17 protein-coding genes are annotated in these 19,652 nt (G+C 35.0%); 6 read left to right on the top strand and 11 right to left on the bottom strand.

Going from position 1 to position 19,652, the window contains the following annotated elements; all coding sequences use genetic code 11:
• Positions 1-102 precede the first annotated feature (102 nt).
• The 3 genes from rimO to O6P34_RS09065 are packed head-to-tail and all read left to right on the top strand — an operon-like array spanning position 103 to position 2,785.
• Positions 103-1,416 (top strand): 30S ribosomal protein S12 methylthiotransferase RimO, encoded by a 1,314-nt coding sequence (gene rimO, locus O6P34_RS09075; protein WP_269684191.1) that lies wholly within the window; start codon positions 103-105, stop codon positions 1,414-1,416.
• 50 nt (positions 1,417-1,466) lie between these two features.
• Entirely contained in the window at positions 1,467-1,970 is a 504-nt protein-coding gene (locus tag O6P34_RS09070) for a hypothetical protein (protein ID WP_269684190.1), read from the top strand.
• Positions 1,971-1,981: 11 nt separating this feature from the next.
• A complete protein-coding gene (locus O6P34_RS09065) occupies positions 1,982-2,785 on the top strand; it encodes an N-acetylmuramoyl-L-alanine amidase (RefSeq protein WP_269684189.1) in 804 nt (267 codons plus the stop codon).
• A 139-nt stretch (positions 2,786-2,924) separates the two neighbouring features.
• On the opposite strand, the gene O6P34_RS09060 is transcribed toward O6P34_RS09065, so the two are convergent.
• From O6P34_RS09060 to O6P34_RS09010, 11 genes are all read right to left on the bottom strand, one after another.
• On the bottom strand, positions 2,925-3,968 hold the full coding sequence (locus O6P34_RS09060) for an outer membrane beta-barrel protein (protein ID WP_269684188.1): 1,044 nt from the start codon (positions 3,966-3,968) through the stop codon (positions 2,925-2,927).
• A 560-nt stretch (positions 3,969-4,528) separates the two neighbouring features.
• Positions 4,529-5,365 carry a TorF family putative porin gene (locus O6P34_RS09055; protein WP_269684187.1) on the bottom strand — a complete coding sequence of 279 codons (837 nt, stop codon included), beginning with the start codon at positions 5,363-5,365 and terminating at the stop codon, positions 4,529-4,531.
• A gap of 45 nt (positions 5,366-5,410) precedes the next feature.
• The gene (locus O6P34_RS09050; RefSeq protein WP_269684186.1) at positions 5,411-6,763 is read right to left on the bottom strand and encodes an NAD-dependent succinate-semialdehyde dehydrogenase; all 1,353 of its coding nucleotides are present in this window, start codon (positions 6,761-6,763) and stop codon (positions 5,411-5,413) included.
• A 53-nt stretch (positions 6,764-6,816) separates the two neighbouring features.
• Complete coding sequence (locus O6P34_RS09045; RefSeq protein WP_269684185.1) at positions 6,817-7,467, bottom strand: GNAT family N-acetyltransferase; 651 nt, start codon at positions 7,465-7,467, stop codon at positions 6,817-6,819.
• A 45-nt stretch (positions 7,468-7,512) separates the two neighbouring features.
• Positions 7,513-8,934 (bottom strand): aldehyde dehydrogenase family protein, encoded by a 1,422-nt coding sequence (locus O6P34_RS09040; protein WP_269684184.1) that lies wholly within the window; start codon positions 8,932-8,934, stop codon positions 7,513-7,515.
• Between the two features lie 50 nt (positions 8,935-8,984).
• Positions 8,985-10,286: an aspartate aminotransferase family protein gene (locus O6P34_RS09035; protein WP_269684183.1), complete on the bottom strand. Its 1,302-nt coding sequence runs from the start codon at positions 10,284-10,286 to the stop codon at positions 8,985-8,987.
• Positions 10,279-10,764, bottom strand: a complete 486-nt coding sequence (locus tag O6P34_RS09030) for an Lrp/AsnC family transcriptional regulator (protein WP_269684182.1) — start codon at positions 10,762-10,764, stop codon at positions 10,279-10,281. The genes O6P34_RS09035 and O6P34_RS09030 overlap by 8 nt, the downstream gene beginning before the upstream one ends.
• 94 nt (positions 10,765-10,858) lie before the next feature.
• Positions 10,859-12,436, bottom strand: a complete 1,578-nt coding sequence (locus O6P34_RS09025; protein WP_269684181.1) for an amidohydrolase — start codon at positions 12,434-12,436, stop codon at positions 10,859-10,861.
• A gap of 36 nt (positions 12,437-12,472) precedes the next feature.
• Positions 12,473-13,819: a 4-aminobutyrate--2-oxoglutarate transaminase gene (gene gabT, locus O6P34_RS09020; RefSeq protein ID WP_269684180.1), complete on the bottom strand. Its 1,347-nt coding sequence runs from the start codon at positions 13,817-13,819 to the stop codon at positions 12,473-12,475.
• A gap of 45 nt (positions 13,820-13,864) precedes the next feature.
• Positions 13,865-14,530: a GNAT family N-acetyltransferase gene (locus O6P34_RS09015; protein WP_269684179.1), complete on the bottom strand. Its 666-nt coding sequence runs from the start codon at positions 14,528-14,530 to the stop codon at positions 13,865-13,867.
• 16 nt (positions 14,531-14,546) lie between these two features.
• A complete protein-coding gene (locus O6P34_RS09010) occupies positions 14,547-16,073 on the bottom strand; it encodes a Na+/H+ antiporter NhaC family protein (protein WP_269684178.1) in 1,527 nt (508 codons plus the stop codon).
• A 205-nt stretch (positions 16,074-16,278) separates the two neighbouring features.
• Here O6P34_RS09010 and mmsA point away from each other — a divergent pair, with 205 nt between their 5' ends.
• The 3 genes from mmsA (at position 16,279) to O6P34_RS08995 (ending at position 19,644) form a co-directional block, all read left to right on the top strand.
• Entirely contained in the window at positions 16,279-17,736 is a 1,458-nt protein-coding gene (gene mmsA, locus O6P34_RS09005) for a CoA-acylating methylmalonate-semialdehyde dehydrogenase (RefSeq protein ID WP_269684177.1), read from the top strand.
• Positions 17,737-17,832: 96 nt separating this feature from the next.
• Positions 17,833-18,282, top strand: a complete 450-nt coding sequence (locus O6P34_RS09000) for a GNAT family N-acetyltransferase (protein ID WP_269684176.1) — start codon at positions 17,833-17,835, stop codon at positions 18,280-18,282.
• Positions 18,283-18,309: 27 nt separating this feature from the next.
• Positions 18,310-19,644, top strand: a complete 1,335-nt coding sequence (locus tag O6P34_RS08995; protein ID WP_269684175.1) for an aminotransferase class III-fold pyridoxal phosphate-dependent enzyme — start codon at positions 18,310-18,312, stop codon at positions 19,642-19,644.
• The last annotated feature ends 8 nt before the right edge of the window (positions 19,645-19,652 follow it).

Genomic DNA, 19,652 nt, shown 5'->3' with positions numbered 1-19,652 from the left:
TGAAGAAGGTAAAAACAGACATATTTTAGAAACTGAAACAAGTTCAGTTGAAATAAAAATCGTAATTTTGCAAACTTCCCAAATTATCGGGATTATAATACTATGAGAACGAAGTCTTTAAAAAAGAACAAAATTAATGTAATCACTCTTGGGTGTTCAAAAAATGTGTATGATAGCGAAGTTTTAATGGGTCAACTTCGTGCGAGCGGAAAAGAGGTGACTCACGAAGCGCCTGAAGCAGAGGAAGGAAACATTATTGTCATCAATACTTGTGGTTTTATTGATAATGCGAAGGCAGAATCGGTAAACATGATTTTGGAATATGCAGATAAAAAAGAAAGAGGTTTAGTGGATAAAGTTTTTGTAACCGGATGTTTATCTGAACGTTACAGACCTGATTTAGAGAAAGAAATTCCAAATGTAGATCAGTTTTTTGGGACTACAGAATTGCCTCAATTATTGAAAGCATTAGGTGCAGATTATAAACATGAATTGCTGGGAGAACGCTTAACAACTACTCCTAAAAATTATGCCTATTTAAAGATTTCTGAAGGTTGCGACAGACCTTGCAGTTTTTGCGCTATTCCTTTGATGCGTGGAAAAAACGTTTCTCAAACTATAGAAAAATTAGTTAAAGAATCGGAAGGATTGGCTAAAAATGGTGTAAAAGAATTGATTTTGATTGCACAGGATTTAACTTATTACGGCCTTGATCTTTACAAAAAAAGAGCGCTTGGTGAATTGCTTGAAGCATTAGTAAAAGTAGAAGGAATTGAATGGATTCGTTTGCATTATGCTTTCCCTACCGGTTTCCCGATGGATGTTCTGGAAATCATGAAACGCGAACCTAAGATTTGTAATTATATTGATATTCCGTTGCAACATATATCTGATTCTATTTTGAAATCGATGCGACGTGGAACAACTCAAGAAAAAACGACTCAATTGTTGAAAGATTTTAGAGCTGCAGTTCCGGGAATGGCAATTCGCACAACACTTATCGTTGGTTATCCAGGAGAAACCCAAGAAGATTTTAATATCTTGAAAGATTTTGTTCAGGAAATGAAATTTGACAGAATGGGCTGTTTTGCTTATTCTCACGAAGAAAATACTCATGCTTATTTGCTTGAAGACGATGTTCCCGACAATGTAAAACAAGATCGTGCTAACGAAATCATGGAATTACAATCTCAAATTTCATGGGATTTGAATCAGGAAAAAGTAGGTCAAACTTTCAAATGTATTATTGACCGAAAAGAAGGTGGTCATTTTGTAGGAAGAACAGAATTTGACAGTCCGGATGTAGATAATGAGGTTTTAATTGATGCTTCAAAACATTATGTAAAAACAGGAGAATTTGTTATGATTAAAATCATTGAAGCTACTGAATTTGATTTATACGGAGAACCTGCTTAATTTTTTATAATATCTTTTTTTTAAAATTTTTGACTCTAAAAACATATAATATGAAACCTATTCAAATTTTATTAGTAAGTGCTTTTTTATTATTATCCGCAAACACTATTTCTGCACAATACGGAAACGGGTACGGTAATGGTTATGGAGGAAATGGCTATGGTAATGGCGGCAGAATGAGCCAAATGAATAGCGGAATGAGTCAGGAAAGAGAAAAACCAAAAGAAATTCCTGTTGAAGTTACAGTAGGTAAAATAATTGAGCGATTAAAAACGGCTGTTAATCTTGACGAATTGCAAGTAATTGCCATATCAAATATTTTAACAGAAAGTTTGAGATCACAAGGAATCATTATCAAACAAGAAAATAGCCAAGTAGATAAAATAAAAGACATGAAAGCACTTTCTGAAATTACAGATTCAAAAGTGATGGTTTTATTAAACAAAGATCAAAAAGAAAAATATTTGGCTTTTACTGAAGAAATGAAAAACCCAAAAAAGTCTAAGGCCGATAAAAAATCTAAAAAAGAGTCTAAAAAAGAATCTGAAGAATAAAAATCTAAAGTATGAAAAGACCTCTTTATTATTTGATTTCGGCATTAGTAGTTACTTCATGCGCCTCAAATCCATATCGAACCAGCGAGAAGTCTTATCAGAAACAATTGAAGATTTTTAAAGCAAACCTCTTAAAAAAAGAGTCTATTCCTTTACAAAACGGAAAAAATACAGAGTGGATAAGTACCGTAAATTTCAATTTACGGAAACCAAACTTTATTATTATTCACCACACCGCACAAGATTCTATACAACAAACCATAAAGACATTTACTTTGGTTAAACCTCAAGTAAGTGCGCATTATGTGATTGGCGATGATGGTCGGGTAGTTCAAATGTTGAATGATTATTTACGTGCTTGGCATGGAGGAAATGCAACTTGGGGAAAAAACACGGATATAAACTCCGCTTCGATAGGAATTGAACTGGACAACAACGGAACAGAACCTTTTTCGCAATTACAAATAAACAGTCTGCTTTCGCTTTTAACTAAATTAAAAAAAGACTACAATATTCCGGCTCAAAATATTATAGCGCATTCGGATATTGCGCCTACCCGAAAAAAAGACCCGAGTGCTTTGTTTCCGTGGCAGGTTTTAGCGGAAAAGGAATTTGGCATTTGGCCAGATTTAGTTTTAGAAACTGCTCCTGCAGATTTCAATGCTGAATTAGCATTACGAATTATTGGTTATAACACCAAGAATCTTTCGGCTGCCATTACCGCATTCAAATTGCATTACATACAAACCGAAGTTAATGATATTTTGGATGAAAAAACAATCAACACCATCTATAGTATTTACAAGAAGCAATAGTTAAAACAATCTAATAGGAAGCGGTTTTTTGATAATTCAGAAAACCGCTTTTTTGTTTTTTACAAAAAGATTTAGACATAAAAAAACTGCCAAAACACTAAAAAGAGTGTCTTGGCAGTAAAAAAAATATTTTTATGTATTAGAATGTATACGTCGTAGCAAGTAAAATATATGCATTTGAACCTGTAGGAAGTGCATCACTATCAGAGAATGTATCTACAGATGAACTGTCTATTCTAATCTCAGGAATAAACGTTAAGTTTCCTGATTTATAGTTCAAAGACAATGTATTTCCAAGAATATTACCACCAATAGCATTAGCTGAAAGAGCATCTTTATCATCAAAATACTCTAATCTATACGCTAAAGTAACATTTTCTTTAACGGCATAGCTAGCATATCCTACAAGGGAGAACCATTCTCCATCTAAGCTGCTATCAAAATCATCAGCTACAGAAGCATAAGTTCCATTAAATCCTAAAGAGAACGCATCGGTAATTTTCTTAGATGCTACGATGTCATATTGAGTAACATTTTTATCAGAAACTGGATTAACACTTCCTGAAGTTACATTGAAATAAGCACTACCTGTACCTCCAACATATCCTATTTGACCGATAAATGTTTTTTGAGTAGAACCTGCATCAAGCGCAGATTTGAAATCCGTTGGATTAGAAACTCCTGCCATAAAGCTAACTTTTCCAGCAGTATATTGTGCTTTTACTCCCGTGTTAAAGAACGGTCCGTTTGTAAATGCATAAGACATACTGTAGTTTTTGTTGTCTACTGCATCTAATAATTCGTATCCAATGTGAGTTCCGAAGCTACCTGCAGTTACCTTAAATTTATCAGAAAACTCATAAGTGAAGTTTAATTGTTTAATCATGAAAGTATTAGCTTCATCATTATAAGTAAATTCACTTGCTCTGCTTCCAAAACCTAAGTCTACAAAAACCGATGCTTTTCCCATTTTGTGAGAAGCCTCAATAGAAGCCATACCTAACTGAAATGAGTTATGCGCTCCTGTAAAACTTGTTAATCCATTACCTTGTTGGTTAGAAAAATCATATTTATAATACATGTCTGCTGACCCTGCAAAAGTGGTAGCTGGCGCTGGTGTTTCTTGTGCAAATGTCAAAGTTGTTGTTAGCATTAATGCTAAAATTAGTCCTGCTTTTTTCATGTTTAATTTAGTTTTAATTAGTAATCTCGTTTGGTAATTATTTTAGTTATGGTAATCTCATTTTGATATTAATGGGTTTATTTTTCAAATTTAGAGCTGTTATATTCTTTTCTCACAACTCATAAAACCATTACTTTTTGCTGATAAATCAGCGTTTCATTGAGGCGAATTTATTAACTTTTATTTAAGATAAAGAAAGAATAATTACTTTTTTGCCCATTTCAGAGAAGAATTATCGATACCGAAAAAACATCGATTAAAAATGGATTTTTCATATTTTAAAGCAAGTATTTTAAAAATTCAATAATGCATTTTTTAATCAAACCCCCATAAAAAAGACAACAAAAAGCAAAATAAGCATGCTAAAACATTTAAAATTCAACTTTAAAAACAAAATAAAAAACATTACCCCCTGTAAAAATAGCCTTCAATAAAAATTAAATAAAAAATAATATATTTAAATTTCACACAACACAAAATCTAAACACTCCATTTTTAAACACAAAAAAGTGCCAAAACAAATTCATGCTTTGACACTTTTAAGAAATTATAATAAAGAATTATTTTATGGTAAAAGTCATTCCTGCCGAAAAGAAATTCCTAACTGTTTTTGTTAAATTATCATTTGGCACACCATAATCATTATTGGTATATCTAATAAATACAGGAACACTATAGTTCTCTGAAATTTTAATTTCTTTAGAAACATTTACTCCTACATTAGAAAAAGTAAATCCTGCTTCATCATTAGCATCTGTTCCATAATACCCGCCTTTGTTTATAACAGCTGCTCCTACAAATGGTCTAACATCAATTCCAGCACTTTCGAAAGAATGTGTATAACCAACTTCTGCGTAACTGGAATAAGCTCTTGATCTTCCTCCATCCGCATCATCTTTATAATCACCACCTCCAATAAAAGTACTCCATGTAAAATCTAATGGCACACCTTTTTCTGAAAAGTCTAATAATATCGAAAGGTCTAATGTTTTAGCAGAACCGTCAGAATAATCGAAATAACTGCTTCTCTCCCAATCTAAATTATTTTTGGTTGCCGGCCAATAATAATCTGCCAAAACAACACTTACAACCGGAGAAATTTGATACGAAATACTCAAATCGTATTCATTATAAGCATCCGCAGCATTAGAAAAGTTAGTTGTTGCCCATAGTCCAATAGATAATTTATCAGTTACAGCATAATTCAAATACGGCTGGAAAGCTACTTTATCTCCATAGTATTTTACCCCTCGCCATAAATACGGATATACTACATCTACTGCTGCTGTAAGTTTAGGTTCTGCTTCTTCTACTGCTGGTTCTGCAGCCGGAGCATCTTGAGCAAATGTCAAGCTACTTGTCAACATTACTACTAAAATTAAAATTACTTTTTTCATGTCTACTTTGGTTTTAGTTATTAATTTGGTTTTAGTTATTCTATATTATTCAATAATCAGGGATTTCATATTCAAAAATTCTTTTATACCAATTTCAGATAATTCTCGTCCATAGCCCGATTTTTTGATTCCGCCAAAAGGAATTCTAGAATCAGAACGCACCAAAGAGTTCACAAAAACATTTCCGGCATCAATCTTTCTAGCCAATTTATATGCCTTTTCGCGATCTTCTGTCCATATCGCCGAAGCCAAACCATAACGATGGTTATTTGCTATAGCAATAGCATCTTTTTCATCTTTTGCTCTCACAATTGTAGCTAACGGTCCAAAAGTTTCCTCTTGAAAAGCAATATTATCAGCGTCGACAAAATCAATTAATGTGGGTTGAAAATTACAATCTTCACGTTCTCCTCCTACCACTATTTTTGCGCCTTGTTGTAAGGATTTCTCCAATTGATGACTCAATTTTTCCGCTAAATCTAATCGAGCTAAAGGTCCCATATGAATGCCTTCCTGCAAAGGATTTCCTTGTTGTAAGGCATTTATTTTTTTAGCAAATAAACTAGAGAATTCTTCCGCTACTTTTTCGGTAACAATAAAACGCTTTGCACAAATACAGGCTTGACCGGCATTAAGCATTCTGGATTGCGTTGCAACGGTTGCCGCTTTTTCAACATCAGCATCATCCAAAACGATGAAAGCATCAGAGCCCCCTAATTCCAAAACTGATTTTTTGATATGTTTTCCTGCCAATGCCGCCACTGACGAACCCGCCATTTCACTACCTGTCAAGGTAATTCCGTGTACAATATCCGAAGCGATAACACTTTCGACTTGTGGAATATCAATATTTATTTGTTGAAAAACACCTTCTGGAAAACCGGCTTCCAAAAAGGCATTTTCAATAGCTTTAGCACAACCTATTACGTTTGGAGCATGTTTTAAAAGCGTAACATTTCCTCCCATAATTGCCGGAGCTGCATAACGTAAAACTTGCCAAAAAGGATAATTCCAAGGCATAATTGCAAAAACAGCTCCCATCGGATCGTAAACAGACATGCTTTTGAAAGGCGTGTCATAGTGCTCGTCTTTCAACATTTTCTCGGCATTTTCTGCATAGAAATCACAGTTTCCTGCTGATTTTTCTACTTCTCCAATTCCTTCGGATAAAATTTTACCCATTTCGTTGGTAATCAACAATCCTAATTCGTTTTTATTGGCACGCAAAATATCCGCCAACTTTTGCATTTTATCTGCTCTTTCTTGAAAAGTAGTGGTACGCCAGTTTTTGAAAGCACTTTCGGCTAATTGTAGTTTTTGAGTTAATTGTGCATTTGTCAAAACTTCATGTTCCGCAATAACAGCTTGCGAAAATGGATTTATAGATTTGAATATCATTTTATTTATTTGTAATAATTACGAACCTTTAAGGCTTATTAATTCTAAAAGAGTTAATGATTCTCGCTTAATTTTGTATTTGGATCTAAAGGCCAATACATCAAAACCGAACAATTTCCGCTGCGTGGATCATCTAAATAATCGAATAAAGGTTCAACAAGAATAAACCCGCATTTAGTTTGCGCCGTCACTGTAGGGTCAATTATTTCGCCTTTTATCAGCTTATCACAATATTCTGCAATCGTCATTTGCTCTTTTACTTTGTCAAATCCAATAGGCATTCCTGCAGTCATTTGTCCTTTGCAACCTAATGTTTTAGCGACTTCCTGACGGGCATTGTAAATTTCTCTACCAATTCCTTTTCCCTGATAATCGGGATGAACAGAAACGTCCAATCCGTAAATCCAATCTGCTTTTGGGTCATGAGTTCCTAACCATAAATCATCTGAAATTTGCAGAAAAGTATGATGTCCCTTGTGGTAATTTTGACGCAAAGTCGTGCAAGAAGCAATAACCCGATCGCCATCTAAAACTATAAATTGTCCTTCGGGAAAAATCTCCAAATGTCTTTTGTATTTTTCTTCCGTAATTAATTCTTCTTCAGACAAGGTTGGAAATACAATTGCTTGCAATTCGGCTTGCTGTTTTGCATGTTCCGGCAAAGGAGTTTGCAAGGTATATTTTCCTAAAATTGTCTTTTTCATAATTGTAAATTGTTGGTTTTATTAATAGCAATTGGTTTTTTAGTCTCAAGACATATTTCCGTAACTGACTAATTTCAATTCTAAATATTCTTTCAATCCTTCTGAACCAGATTCATGACCGATACCACTGCTTTTCCATCCGGAAAAAGGCAATTCTGTTCCGTGTGCAGCCCATTCATTGATTCCAACCATACCAAATTCCAGATTTTCAGCATAAAAATTGGCAGTTTTAATGTGATTTGTAAACACATACGAAGCCAAACCATATTCAGTATCATTAGCCCATTCTAAAACTTCTTCTTTAGTTTCGAAAGGAATAACAATCATCAACGGACCAAAAATTTCTGTTTTGATAAAGGATTGATGCTGTCTTGCTTCAATTAAAGCCGGATGCACAAAAAATCCTTTCTCAGAAACTTCGCCTCCAATATGAATTATAGCGCCTTCACTTTTTGCTTTCTCCAGCATTGCTAATGAATGTTCCTGCTGTTTTTTATTAATCAATGGTCCAATAAAATCAATATCACCACCATTTATTCCCGTTTTCAATTTTGAAATATCCTCTTTTACAATTGAAACAAATTGATTGAAAATAGAAGAATGCACATAAAAACGTTGCGGTGCTACACAAACCTGACCACAATTTCTTAATTTGGCAACCAAAGCTTGTTTTGCAATCACTTCAACATCTATATCTTTTTCAATAATTACAGGTGCATTTCCGCCCAACTCAAGTGATAATTTAGTGGATGTTTTTGAAGCTCCGTCCATTAATATTTTTCCAACACGAGTGCTTCCCGTGAAACTTATTTTTTTCAACAACGGGTTTTCAATCATTTCTAATCCTGTAGAAACCGGTTCTGTATTGATTAAGTTAAAAACACCTTTAGGAATTCCGGCTTCATCAAGGGCTTTGGCCATATTAAAGCTGGACAAAGGTGTAAATTCAGAACCACGCATAACCACACTACAACCAGCAGCCAAAGCAGCGGCTACAGCACGTGCCGGATTATAAGCCGGAAAATTCCAAGCCGTAATCACGCCAACAACACCAAGAGATTGGTAAATTACCATAGAACGTTTATCGGCTCTGTTGGTCGGTACTACTCGTCCATAATTGCGTTTTCCTTCCTCGGCATACCATTCAAAAAGATTAGCCGAAACCTGCCATTCGCCTCTTGATTCGAGCATTGGTTTCCCTGTTTCTAAGGAAGTTTCTTTTGCAAAAGATTCTGCATTGGCACGCATATAATTGGCTACTTTTTTTAAAATTTCAGCTCTAAAATAAGGCGTTGTATTTTTCCATTCTTTGAAAGAAGCATCTGCTGCAGCAATAGCCGACTTACAATCTGCGGTGTTTCCAAAAGGAACTGTATCAATTATTTCTTCTGAAGACGGACTTTGAACATTCCAAACTCCACCATCAATTGCATCACACCATTCTCCGTTTATATATTGCTTTCTCATTTTTATTTGTTAATTATTTGATCAAAGTTTTGAACTTTGACAAAGTGCTATTATATCAAAACTTCCTTGATCGTTTCTTCTAAAATGGACAATCCTTTTGCTAATACTTCATCTTCTATAAACAAAGGACTTAAAATTCGGATGCAATTTCCGTAGGTTCCAGAAGTGATGACAATTAAGCCTTTTGCAAGACATTTATCTACAATTGCTTTTGCCGAAACACCATCAGGAAATCTAGTGATTGGATTAGTAAATTCAATAGCTAACATAGCTCCTAACCCACGAACATCTGTAATTTTATCCGGATACAAACGCTGTAATTCAGTAAATTTATCATGGACAATTTTACCCACTTTTGCACCAGCGGCATTAATGTTATTTTTTTGCATGTAATTAATACTTGCTAATGAAGCCACACAACTCAACGGGCCACCTAAATACGTTCCGCCTATAAGTCCTGGTTTAATGGAGTCCATAATTTCTTGTTTACCAATAACGGCTCCAATAGGCATTCCTCCACCCATAGATTTTGCCCATGTAGACAAATCCGGAGTCACATCAAAATGCTCATACGCTGCCCAAGCTCCGGTACGCCCAAAACCGGATTGTACCTCATCAAAAATCAACAGGATATTATTTTCAGTACAGAATTTACGTAAATACTGTACGTATTTTTTAGACGCAACAGTAAAACCGCCTTCGCCCTGAACCAATTCCATTATGATTGCCGCAGTCTGAGTTATTGAAACTGTTGATGAAAATGTTTTGTGCAATTTCATAATCATTAAATCATCGAACTCATCCTGAGTCATTCTTGAAGACATACTCGGTTTGTAATACGGGTATTCTAAACGATAGACTTCGGGAGCATATGGCCCGGCACCTTCTTTATATTTTACATTTGATGTCAAAGTCATTGCCATCATGGTTCGTCCGTGAAAGGAACCATCATAACAAATAATCCCTGCTTTTCCGGTTACTGCACGAGCAATTTTGATAGCATTTTCTACTGATTCAGCTCCAGATAATGTTAGCATTGCTTTGGTTGCATCTCCGTGAGGAAGCAGTTCACATAGTTTTTCAGTCAAATCCATGTATTGCTCATAGACTGAAACATTAAACGATGCATGAATAAATTTCTCTGCTTGTTTTTGAATGGCTTCAATAATTTCCGGAACACCGTGTCCTGCATTATTCACACCGATTCCACCTGCAAAATCAATTAATTCTCTTCCATCGGCATCAATAATTATAGCACCTTTTGCTGATTGAATACTAGATGGATTAAAAATTCCTAAAGCATTAGGGATACTTTTTTTCCTTCTTTCGTATAAACTGTCTGTATTATTCATTTTGTTTGCTTGATAATTTTGCTAATTCTAAATCAGGTTGTGCGAATTTGTATATTTTCATATACATATTAGTTTTGGTATCAAAAACACCTTCCATAACATGAATTTTTTCGCCTAATAATTCGTTTAAATGCTCCATATCACGACACATAACATTGGCTTCAATATCGTAATCTCCAGAAACGGATGCCAGAAAACTAATTTCTGGTAATTTGGTCAATTCTTCAAAAATGGTACTCAGGTGCGATTTTGGTTTTACCGAAATCAACACACTAGCATAAGCATTGAAACCAATTTTATTGGGGTCAACCCTCCCAATTATTTTCAAAGTTCCATCTTCAACCAAATTGATGAAACGGTGCCGTATCGTACTTACCGCAACATTTATTTCTTTTGAAATTTCAGTAAATGACATTCTGCCGTCTTTTTGAAGCAGTTTCAATATTTGGTAATCTAATTCATCATCTAATGCACTCATTTTAATTTATTTTTATAATTTTATAACGAGTCAAATATAATTAATTATTTTACAATAAATATCGATATTATTGTTTTATTTACTGATTTAAAACCTATTTTTTGTAATATAAATTTCCGCTATTCCAGGTTTCAATTGTTTCAACGGTAGAAATATCTTCTAATTCAAATGGATTTTTATTTAAAACAATAAAATCGGCATATTTACCTACAGACAAACTTCCCTTTATATGTTCTAAATTATCCGCAACGGAACTTCCTACAGTGTAAGCGCGTAACGCTTGTTTTAGAGTTAGTTTTTGATTTTCTCCAATGACAGAACCATCAGCCGATTTTCGAGAAACAGCTGTTTCCATGTTTACCCAAGGATTAATTTCTTTAACCACCGGTCCATCAGTCGATAAGGCTAAATTAATTCGGTTACTTACCACTGTTCTGCAAGGATAAACGACTTCTAGTAATTCATCCGGCAAAGTACTTTTGAAATTATTAGCCAGTTCATAAATAAAAATGGGCTGCATAGCCGCAGTTATATTCATAGCTACGAAATCTTTTATATTTTCATTGGATAAAAACCCAACATGTTCAATTCTGTGTTTTAAAGTTGGATTAATTTTAAACAAATTACGGTATACATCCAGCGTCAAATCGATTGCCTGATGTCCAATTGCATGTGTAGCAACCGAAAATCCTTTGTCGACAGCCTCTTTTGCCGTTTGGTAAAATTTTTCAAAATCCAATCGCAGTACTCCTTTATAACCTTTCGTATTTTTGTAAGGAACATTCAACGCAGCTGTAGCTGAACTTAGACCTCCGTCAGAAAAAAACTTCACGGTTTTTATCTGCAAAAATTCCGATTCATATAACTCTGGAAGCACCTGAATTTCGTCACTCCCGTCAGGAATTCGCAACGGAAAAACATTCATACGCACTTTCAACAATCCTTCTTTGTCTAATCGAATATAAGCGGCCAGTAATTCTTCATTGGCAGCAGGATCTGTTGCGCTGGTAATTCCGAGGCTTAATAAATAATTATGTGCTTCAAGAATCATGTTTTTATATTCCTCGAAAGTAAAAGGCGGAATGGTATTCATGATTAATCCCAAAGCTCTTTCGGTAAAAATACCTTGTAAACTTCCGTTCTCATTTTTGCGAATTTCTCCTCCAAAAGGAACTTCTGTATCTTCTGTGACTCCCGAAATTTCCATTGCTTTTGAATTCGCGATACCAATATGAGCACAGGTTCTGATTACAAAAACGGGGCGGTCCGGAATAACTTCATCCAAATCTTCTTTGGTAGGTAATCGTTTTTCTTCTACCACCATTTCGTTGATACCACGAGCCATAATCCAACTGGAATTTGGATTTTTATCGGCAAATTCTTTGAGAACACTTTTAAATTCAACAATAGATTTCACACCGCGAACATCTAACATATAAGTTCTAAGATGTCCTATTTTCCATACGTGTATGTGAGCATCGTTCAGACCGGGAACAATTGTTTTGCCATGAAAATTGATTTCTTCCGAAAAAGAATCAAATTGATTTAACATTTCACTTTCTGTTCCAATGGATTCAATTTTACCCAAATCATTAATCACCATAGACTCTGCTTTGGGGTAAGCAGCGTCCATGGTAATTATAGAAGCATTATAAATCAGTTTTAAAGCCATTTTTATTTTGTCTAAAGTTTCAAAATCAACCTTTAACTACGCTCTTTCGTTGATCACTTCTTGAATTGCATTTTCAATTACATCCAATCCTTCATTCAATTGTTCGTCAGTAATTACAATTGGAGGCAAGAAACGAATACAGTTTGTATACAAACCGGCTCTGATTAAAATCACTCCATTAGCCACCGATTTTTTGATTACTGCCATAGCAAAATCCATATCCGGTTCTTTGGTTTTTCTGTCTTTTACAAACTCAACTACAAGCATTGCTCCTAATCCGCGAATGTCTCCAATTACCGGAAATTTTTCGCTCATCGCTTTCAAACGACTTACAATAATATTACCAACGTGAGTTGCTTTATCTAAAAACTCTGGTGTATTGATTTGTTTTACAGTTTCATGCGCAGCAACTACAGCAAGCGGACTTCCAGAATACGTTCCTCCCACTCCACCTAAATGCGGTGCATCCATAATTTCAGCTTTTCCGGTAGTAGCACTTATTGGCATACCGGAACCGATAGATTTTGCCATTGTTACAATATCCGGAATCACTCCACTGTGCTCAATAGCAAGGAATTTTCCTGTACGACCTGCTCCAGATTGAACTTCATCGGCAATGAAAACAATACCATGTTCGTCACATACTTTTCTGATTTTTTCTAAAAAGCGTTTTGGAACCGGAATAAATCCGCCTTCACCCTGAACTGGCTCAATAATAATAGCTGCCACAGCCGAAGGATCAACATGTGAAATTAAGTTTTGATCAAAACGTTCGATACAATAATCAATGTATTCATCATCAGTCATACTATCGGGTTTTCTGTATAGATTTGGAGAAAGGAAACGGTAAATATCCGGTGCAAAAGTTCCAAATCCTTTTTTAAACAAACCATATTTACTGGTTAAACTCAATGTTAGCATTGTTCTTCCGTGATACGCGCCTTCAAAACAGATAACTGCCGGTCTTTTGGTATAATATTTAGCCACCGAAACAGCATTTTCAACTGCTTCAGACCCCGAACAAGACAATAAAGTCTTTTTGGCAAAATCTCCAGGAGTAATTTTATTCAACATTTCGGCAAAGTCCAAATACGGTTCAAAAGTCGTTACTAACGCTCCGGTGTGAATGTATTTGTCTAATTGCGCTTTAATAGCATCAACGACAGCTTTTGGTCTGTGTCCTAAATTGACCATTCCAATACCTCCTGCAAAATCAATTAGTTGATTTCCGTCTACATCCCAAACCAAAGCTCCTTCTGCTTTTTCAACAACAACTTCGGTAGATTTACCTAAACCGGCCGGTAAAGCGGCAGCTCTTCTTGCTAATAATTCTTTGCTTTTTGGTCCAGGAATTTCTGATACTTTTTTAATTTGAGTTCCCATTTTTTTTTATTTAATTTTTAATCTATTCTATTTTATTCGAAGGTTTTATTTCAAAAACTCTTTTTTAATACTGTAATTTTCATCTACCGGATAATACATCAAAATGCTTGCATATCCAGCTTCGGGATCATTAATATAATTATACAACGGCCGAATCCATCTGAATCCTGCCTTTCGCTGTGGCGTAATCGTAGGATCGGTATATTTATTTATTTCTAAAGCGTAACAATATTCTTCGATGGTTATTTTGTCTTTTAATTTTCCGTAACCAATGGTCATTCCTGCTATAATTTGGCCTTTTAATCCAAGGATCCTGCACACTTCATGACGGGCTTTATACAATTCTTTTGAAAGTCCTAAACCTCTGTATTCAGGCAAAACCCCCATATCGATTCCATACATCCAATCACCGTTTGGTATCTGAACATTGGTAATCCATAAATTATCCGTCTCTTCCAGAAAAGTACTGTCATGTTCCGGAAAATTACATCTAAACGTACTGGCCGAAGCAATAATCTTACCATCCTCTTCTATAACAAGTTGCCCTTGTGGAAAAACTTTGATATGATTCGCAAAATGATTTCTGTCTAATATCTCCGATGGATGCAAAGTGGGATAACATTGCGACTGCACATACTCCATTTGAATCACATCGTCAGGAGTGGCATTCCGTATCAGAAATTGATTTTCTAAAACACTTTTACTTATCATAGGCACGATAAAAAAATTATAAAATAAACCCGGCTACTAAATACATTACCGATGATACTCCAAAGATTACCAATTGATATGGAAATTGAGAAATACCATGTTTCATCATATCTACTTTACAAGACTGCGCCGTAAGCACTCTGTTATCCGAGAAGAAACATGCTGCTGCTCCCCAAACTGTTCCTGATGCCAATGCTCCTTGAGACAACCAGAAGTCAGCCCCTAAAGTATGCGACATTATTGCTGTTGTTGGTACTAAAATTGCATAAATTCCCCAGTTTGATCCAGTTGCCCAGCAAATCCATGATACCAAAGCAAATATAATGAATGGCAAAGTTGAACCATTCAACCAACTGATTCCTTGTAAATGTGATGCTACAAACTCATTAAATCCTAATGCATTTTGAACGTCTTTCAACAAATAAGTAAATCCTAAAACTGTTAATACGAATGTTATCGTTTCTAAACCTAACACAAAATGTTTTGAAATTTTATTAAATTTTATCACTTTAAAAATCAAGAAATACAAATAGGTAAAAACTACAGCTGTAACAATTCCACGCAATGCATCGATATTACCAAAAATCACTTCGGTTGATGGAGTTATACTTCCCCAATAATCCATATCCCAAGGGTAAGGAAATACAGTACACCATATCAAAACCGATAAAGGCAAAATGAAATAAACTAATTTACCTTCTTTGCCCGGGTTTTTCTTCACTTTTGCTACTATAGGCTCAATAGGTTTTACATTGGATTCAGCCTCTTTAATCCCTTTAGAATCCGGAACCAAATGAAATACAACCAAAGCGCCTAATATAATAGAAATCCATGCCGAAAAATTATACGGAATCGTTCCTAAAAAGGCTTCAATAGGACTTGTAATCACTTTTCCTGCACTATCTAAAACACCTCCTTCGATAGCTGCTAATTGTGAACCATAAAAGATAGTCCAAGTTGAAATAGGAAATATAACTGTCAATGGAACACATACAAAACTCAATACCAATGCTAATTTTTCTCTTGAAACACCAAACTTATCCGTGATAGGTCTCATGGTATTGCCAACGGATAGAGCACTTAAATAATCATCCAAAAAGAAGAAAAAACTCAAGAAATAAGTCATTATTAAGGACTGTTTTTTACTTTTTACATGATTCTCAGAATATCTCCCTACGGCTTTAATTCCGCCGGAAGCTCCTAATAATTGTACAAAAGCACCGTATAATATACACACTAATATTACCCAAATTAATCCTTGATCATGCGCATCTCTGGCAATCGACGTGAACATTCCATCAAACATATTCAATGGGAAAATCATTCCTTTTCCTTCCGGAAAATATTCTTCGGATCCACCTTGCATGGCCAATAATACAAAACCAATAGTACAACCAATAATTAATGGCTCTAATGCTTTTCTGGTAATAATTGCTATACCTAATACAGTAAAGGCCGGCACTAAAGCATACCAGTCGATAAAATAACAAAGTCCTGCCAGAAATAATAAGGCGACTCCAATAATGGTTGAGATTGATTTCATTGTTTTTGGTTTTGGTTAAAAATTACATCTAAATTGGTTAGTATTTAAATTCACAATCCTCACTTTTAAACAAATCTTAATTTTGTAAATAAGTTAAATTGAACGTGATTATTTTGTAAATCTAACAATATATTTGATACAAGCAAAAAATATTATTGTATTTTTATCAAATATTGTATATTTGAAAAAATTAAAAACACAGATTATGTTATATAACGAAGTAAAAAACTTTATAAATGGGGAGTTTAAATCAGGAAGCTCCAACAAAATTCATACTGTAATATCTCCTTTAGACGGAAGTGAATTAACCACTTTTAATGAATCTACCATGGAAGATTTGAATGAAATCATAACTTTTGCCCAAAAAGCTCAAAAGGCGTGGCAAAAAGTAACCTTAAAAGAAAGAGCACAAGTATTCTATAAATACAAACAATTATTAGAAAAAAATAGCGAAGAGCTAACCGAAATTATTTACCGCGAAAACGGAAAAATTCACGGTGAAGCAAAAGCCGAAATTGACAAAGCAATCGAACTCACTGAATTTGCCTGTTCCTTACCCCAATTAGTTACCGGCGAAAACATGGAAGTCAGTAAAGGTGTTTTTTGTTCTTCAACCAGAGTTGGTTTAGGAATTGTTGCTTCAATTGTTCCGTTTAATTTCCCTACTATGGTTCCGCATTGGACTATTGTAAATGCCATTGCGCTTGGTAATGCTTTTATCTTAAAACCTTCGGAAGCAGTTCCGGTAAGCAGTCAATACACCGCAAAACTTTTGAAAGAAGCGGGACTTCCTGACGGCTTGTTCAATATTATAAATGGGACACAAACTACAGTAGAAAATATTTGTGATCATACTGCTATTAATGCCATTACTTTTGTTGGGTCTACCAAAGTTGCCAAAATTGTGTACCAAAGAGCCAGTCAAAACTTAAAACAAGTATTAGCACTTGGCGGAGCAAAAAATCATATCCTTTTACTACCTGATGCGCATCCTGAAATGGCTTCTTCTAATATTGTGGCATCCATGAGCGGTTGTGCCGGACAGCGATGTATGGCTGCAGCTACTTTAATTGCTGTTGGAAATTGTGATGCGATTCTGAATAAGTTAGTCGATGATGCTTTAAAGATTCAATGCGGAACTACATTGGGAGCTGTGATTTCGAAAACGGCTAAAGAGCGAATCGAAAATTATATCACCGAGGCAGAACAACAAGGTGCTAAAATCATTTTAGACGGCCGCAACACAATTGTTCCCGGAAAAGAAAATGGTTTTTATGTAGGCCCAACCATTATAGATTATGCCACAGCCGATATGAAAATTGCAAGAGAGGAAGTTTTTGGACCTGTTCTAGCTATCATTCGGGTAAATACTATTGACGAAGCTTTGGCCATTGAAAATGCCAATCCATACGGAAATGCTTGTTCTGTTTTTACACAAAGTGGCGGTTTAGCAAATTATGTAACCGAAAATGCTTCGGCAGGAATGTGTGGTGTAAATATTGGCGTTCCGGTTCCCAGAGAGCCTTTTGGTTTTGGTGGATGGAATGAATCCAGATTTGGGTCAGGTGATATAACCGGGAAAAGTTCAATTGGCTTTTTTACCAAAGAAAAGAAAACAACAACCAAGTGGAATCCTGAAGCAGGAACGAATTGGATGAGTTAAAACAGATTTAAAAATTAGAGGATTTTGACCAAAACAGATAAAGTATTGAAAAATAATTTGTATTTTAACATTCAAATCATTTAAATCTAACCAATTATGATACGAAAAGCTACTTTACAAGACTTAGATCAAGTAACGCGTTTATTTGACGAATATGTTGTTTTTTATAAAAACCCTTCTAATTATGAAAAGCATAAAGCCTATCTAAAAGAAAGATTAGAGAATAATGAAGCGACTGTTTTCTTGGCTTTTGACGAAAATAATCAGGATAAAGCGATTGGTTTTGCTTTAATTTATGTTACGTTTTCTTCATTAGCTTTAAATAAAATAGTGATTCTGAATGATTTATTTGTTGATCCCGAAATTCGTAAAAACGGAACCGGAGAAAAACTAATTCTCGAAACCATTGCATTTGCAAAAGAATTAGGAACAAAAACAATCCGATTAAGAACGGCAAAAAATAATATCATAGCACAAAAATTGTATCACAAAATGGGTTTTGTGAGGAACGAAGTTTTGTACAGTTATGATTTAACACTCAAATAATTTAAAAAACTATAATTTAAAAACAGCATGTTAAGTAAAGAACAAATCATAAGTGATAGCAAACAATACAGTTTGTTTACTTGGGTCGCCCAAAAAAACGTCAATCCTATTGCCATAGAAAGAGCAGAAGGAGTTTATTTATATGAAGTAGGTGGAAAAAAAATCATAGACTTCTCGAGCGGACTTATGTCTGTGAACATTGGTCATGGCGACCAAAGAGTTACTGATGCTGTTGTCGAGCAAATGCAAAAAGTGAGTTATGTAACGCCTTCTTGTACCACCGAAATCCGAGCAAAATTATCCAAAAAACTGGCCGAAATATGCCCCGGAGATTTAAACAAAGCTTTTTTTACTCTTTGCGGCGCTTCATCTATTGAAAACGGTATAAAATTAGCCCGTTTATATACAGGAAAACATAAAATATTTGGCAGATACAGAGGTTTTCACGGAAATTCATCGGCAAGTATGACTGTGGGCGGTGATCCCCGAAAACAATATACTGATGCACAACAATCGACTAATATTTTTCATCTTGATGATCCGTATGATTTTTATGGACTTAGCGATCAAGACGAAGAAACCCGATTAAAATGGAGCTTAGATTCGGTGGAGCGAATTATCCGTTACGAAGGTGGTCATACCATTGCCGCTTTTATTTTTGAAGGCGAAAGTGGTTCCTCCGGTTGCTTACATTATCCAAAAGGATACTTAAAAGGAATAAAAGCATTATGCGAAAAATATGAAATCTTATTCATTGCCGATGAAGTTATGAGTGGATTTGGAAGGACCGGAAAATGGTTTGGATTTGAACACAGCGATATTATTCCGGATATGATATGTATGGCCAAAGGGCTTACTTCCTCCTATCTCCCGTTGGGTTGCCTTATGGTTTCTGATAAAATTGCAGCAAAATATGATGATTCTCCGTTATGGCTGGGATTAACTTATAATTCTCATCCTGTGTCACTTGCCGCTTCACTTGCTGTTGTTAACATTTACGAAAATGACAACCTGATTGAAAACGCGAATAAAATGGGCGCTTATTTAGAAAAAAGAATAGAAGAAATGCGCGCTAAACATCCTTCTATTGGTGATTTTAGAAACAAAGGATTATTGGGATGCCTTGATATTGTAAAAAGTAAAGAACCCTACGAATTAATGGCTCCTTTTAATGCTAATGCCGCCCAAATGGAATGCATGAACAAAGTTGGCGCTAAACTGCGAGAATTAGGGTTATACACTTTTGTGCGTTGGGGTTATATTTTTATAGCACCGCCAATGTGTATTACCGATAAAGAAATTGATGAGGGTTTAGCTATTATTTCTGAAGCATTATTAATAGCTGATGAATATGTAGTTTAAGATTATAA

The sequence above is a fragment of the Flavobacterium lacustre genome, from assembly GCF_027474525.2.
GTDB lineage: Bacteria > Bacteroidota > Bacteroidia > Flavobacteriales > Flavobacteriaceae > Flavobacterium > Flavobacterium lacustre.
The sequence above is the reverse complement of the archived record's forward strand: the minus strand, read 5'-3'. Positions and strand labels throughout refer to the sequence as shown.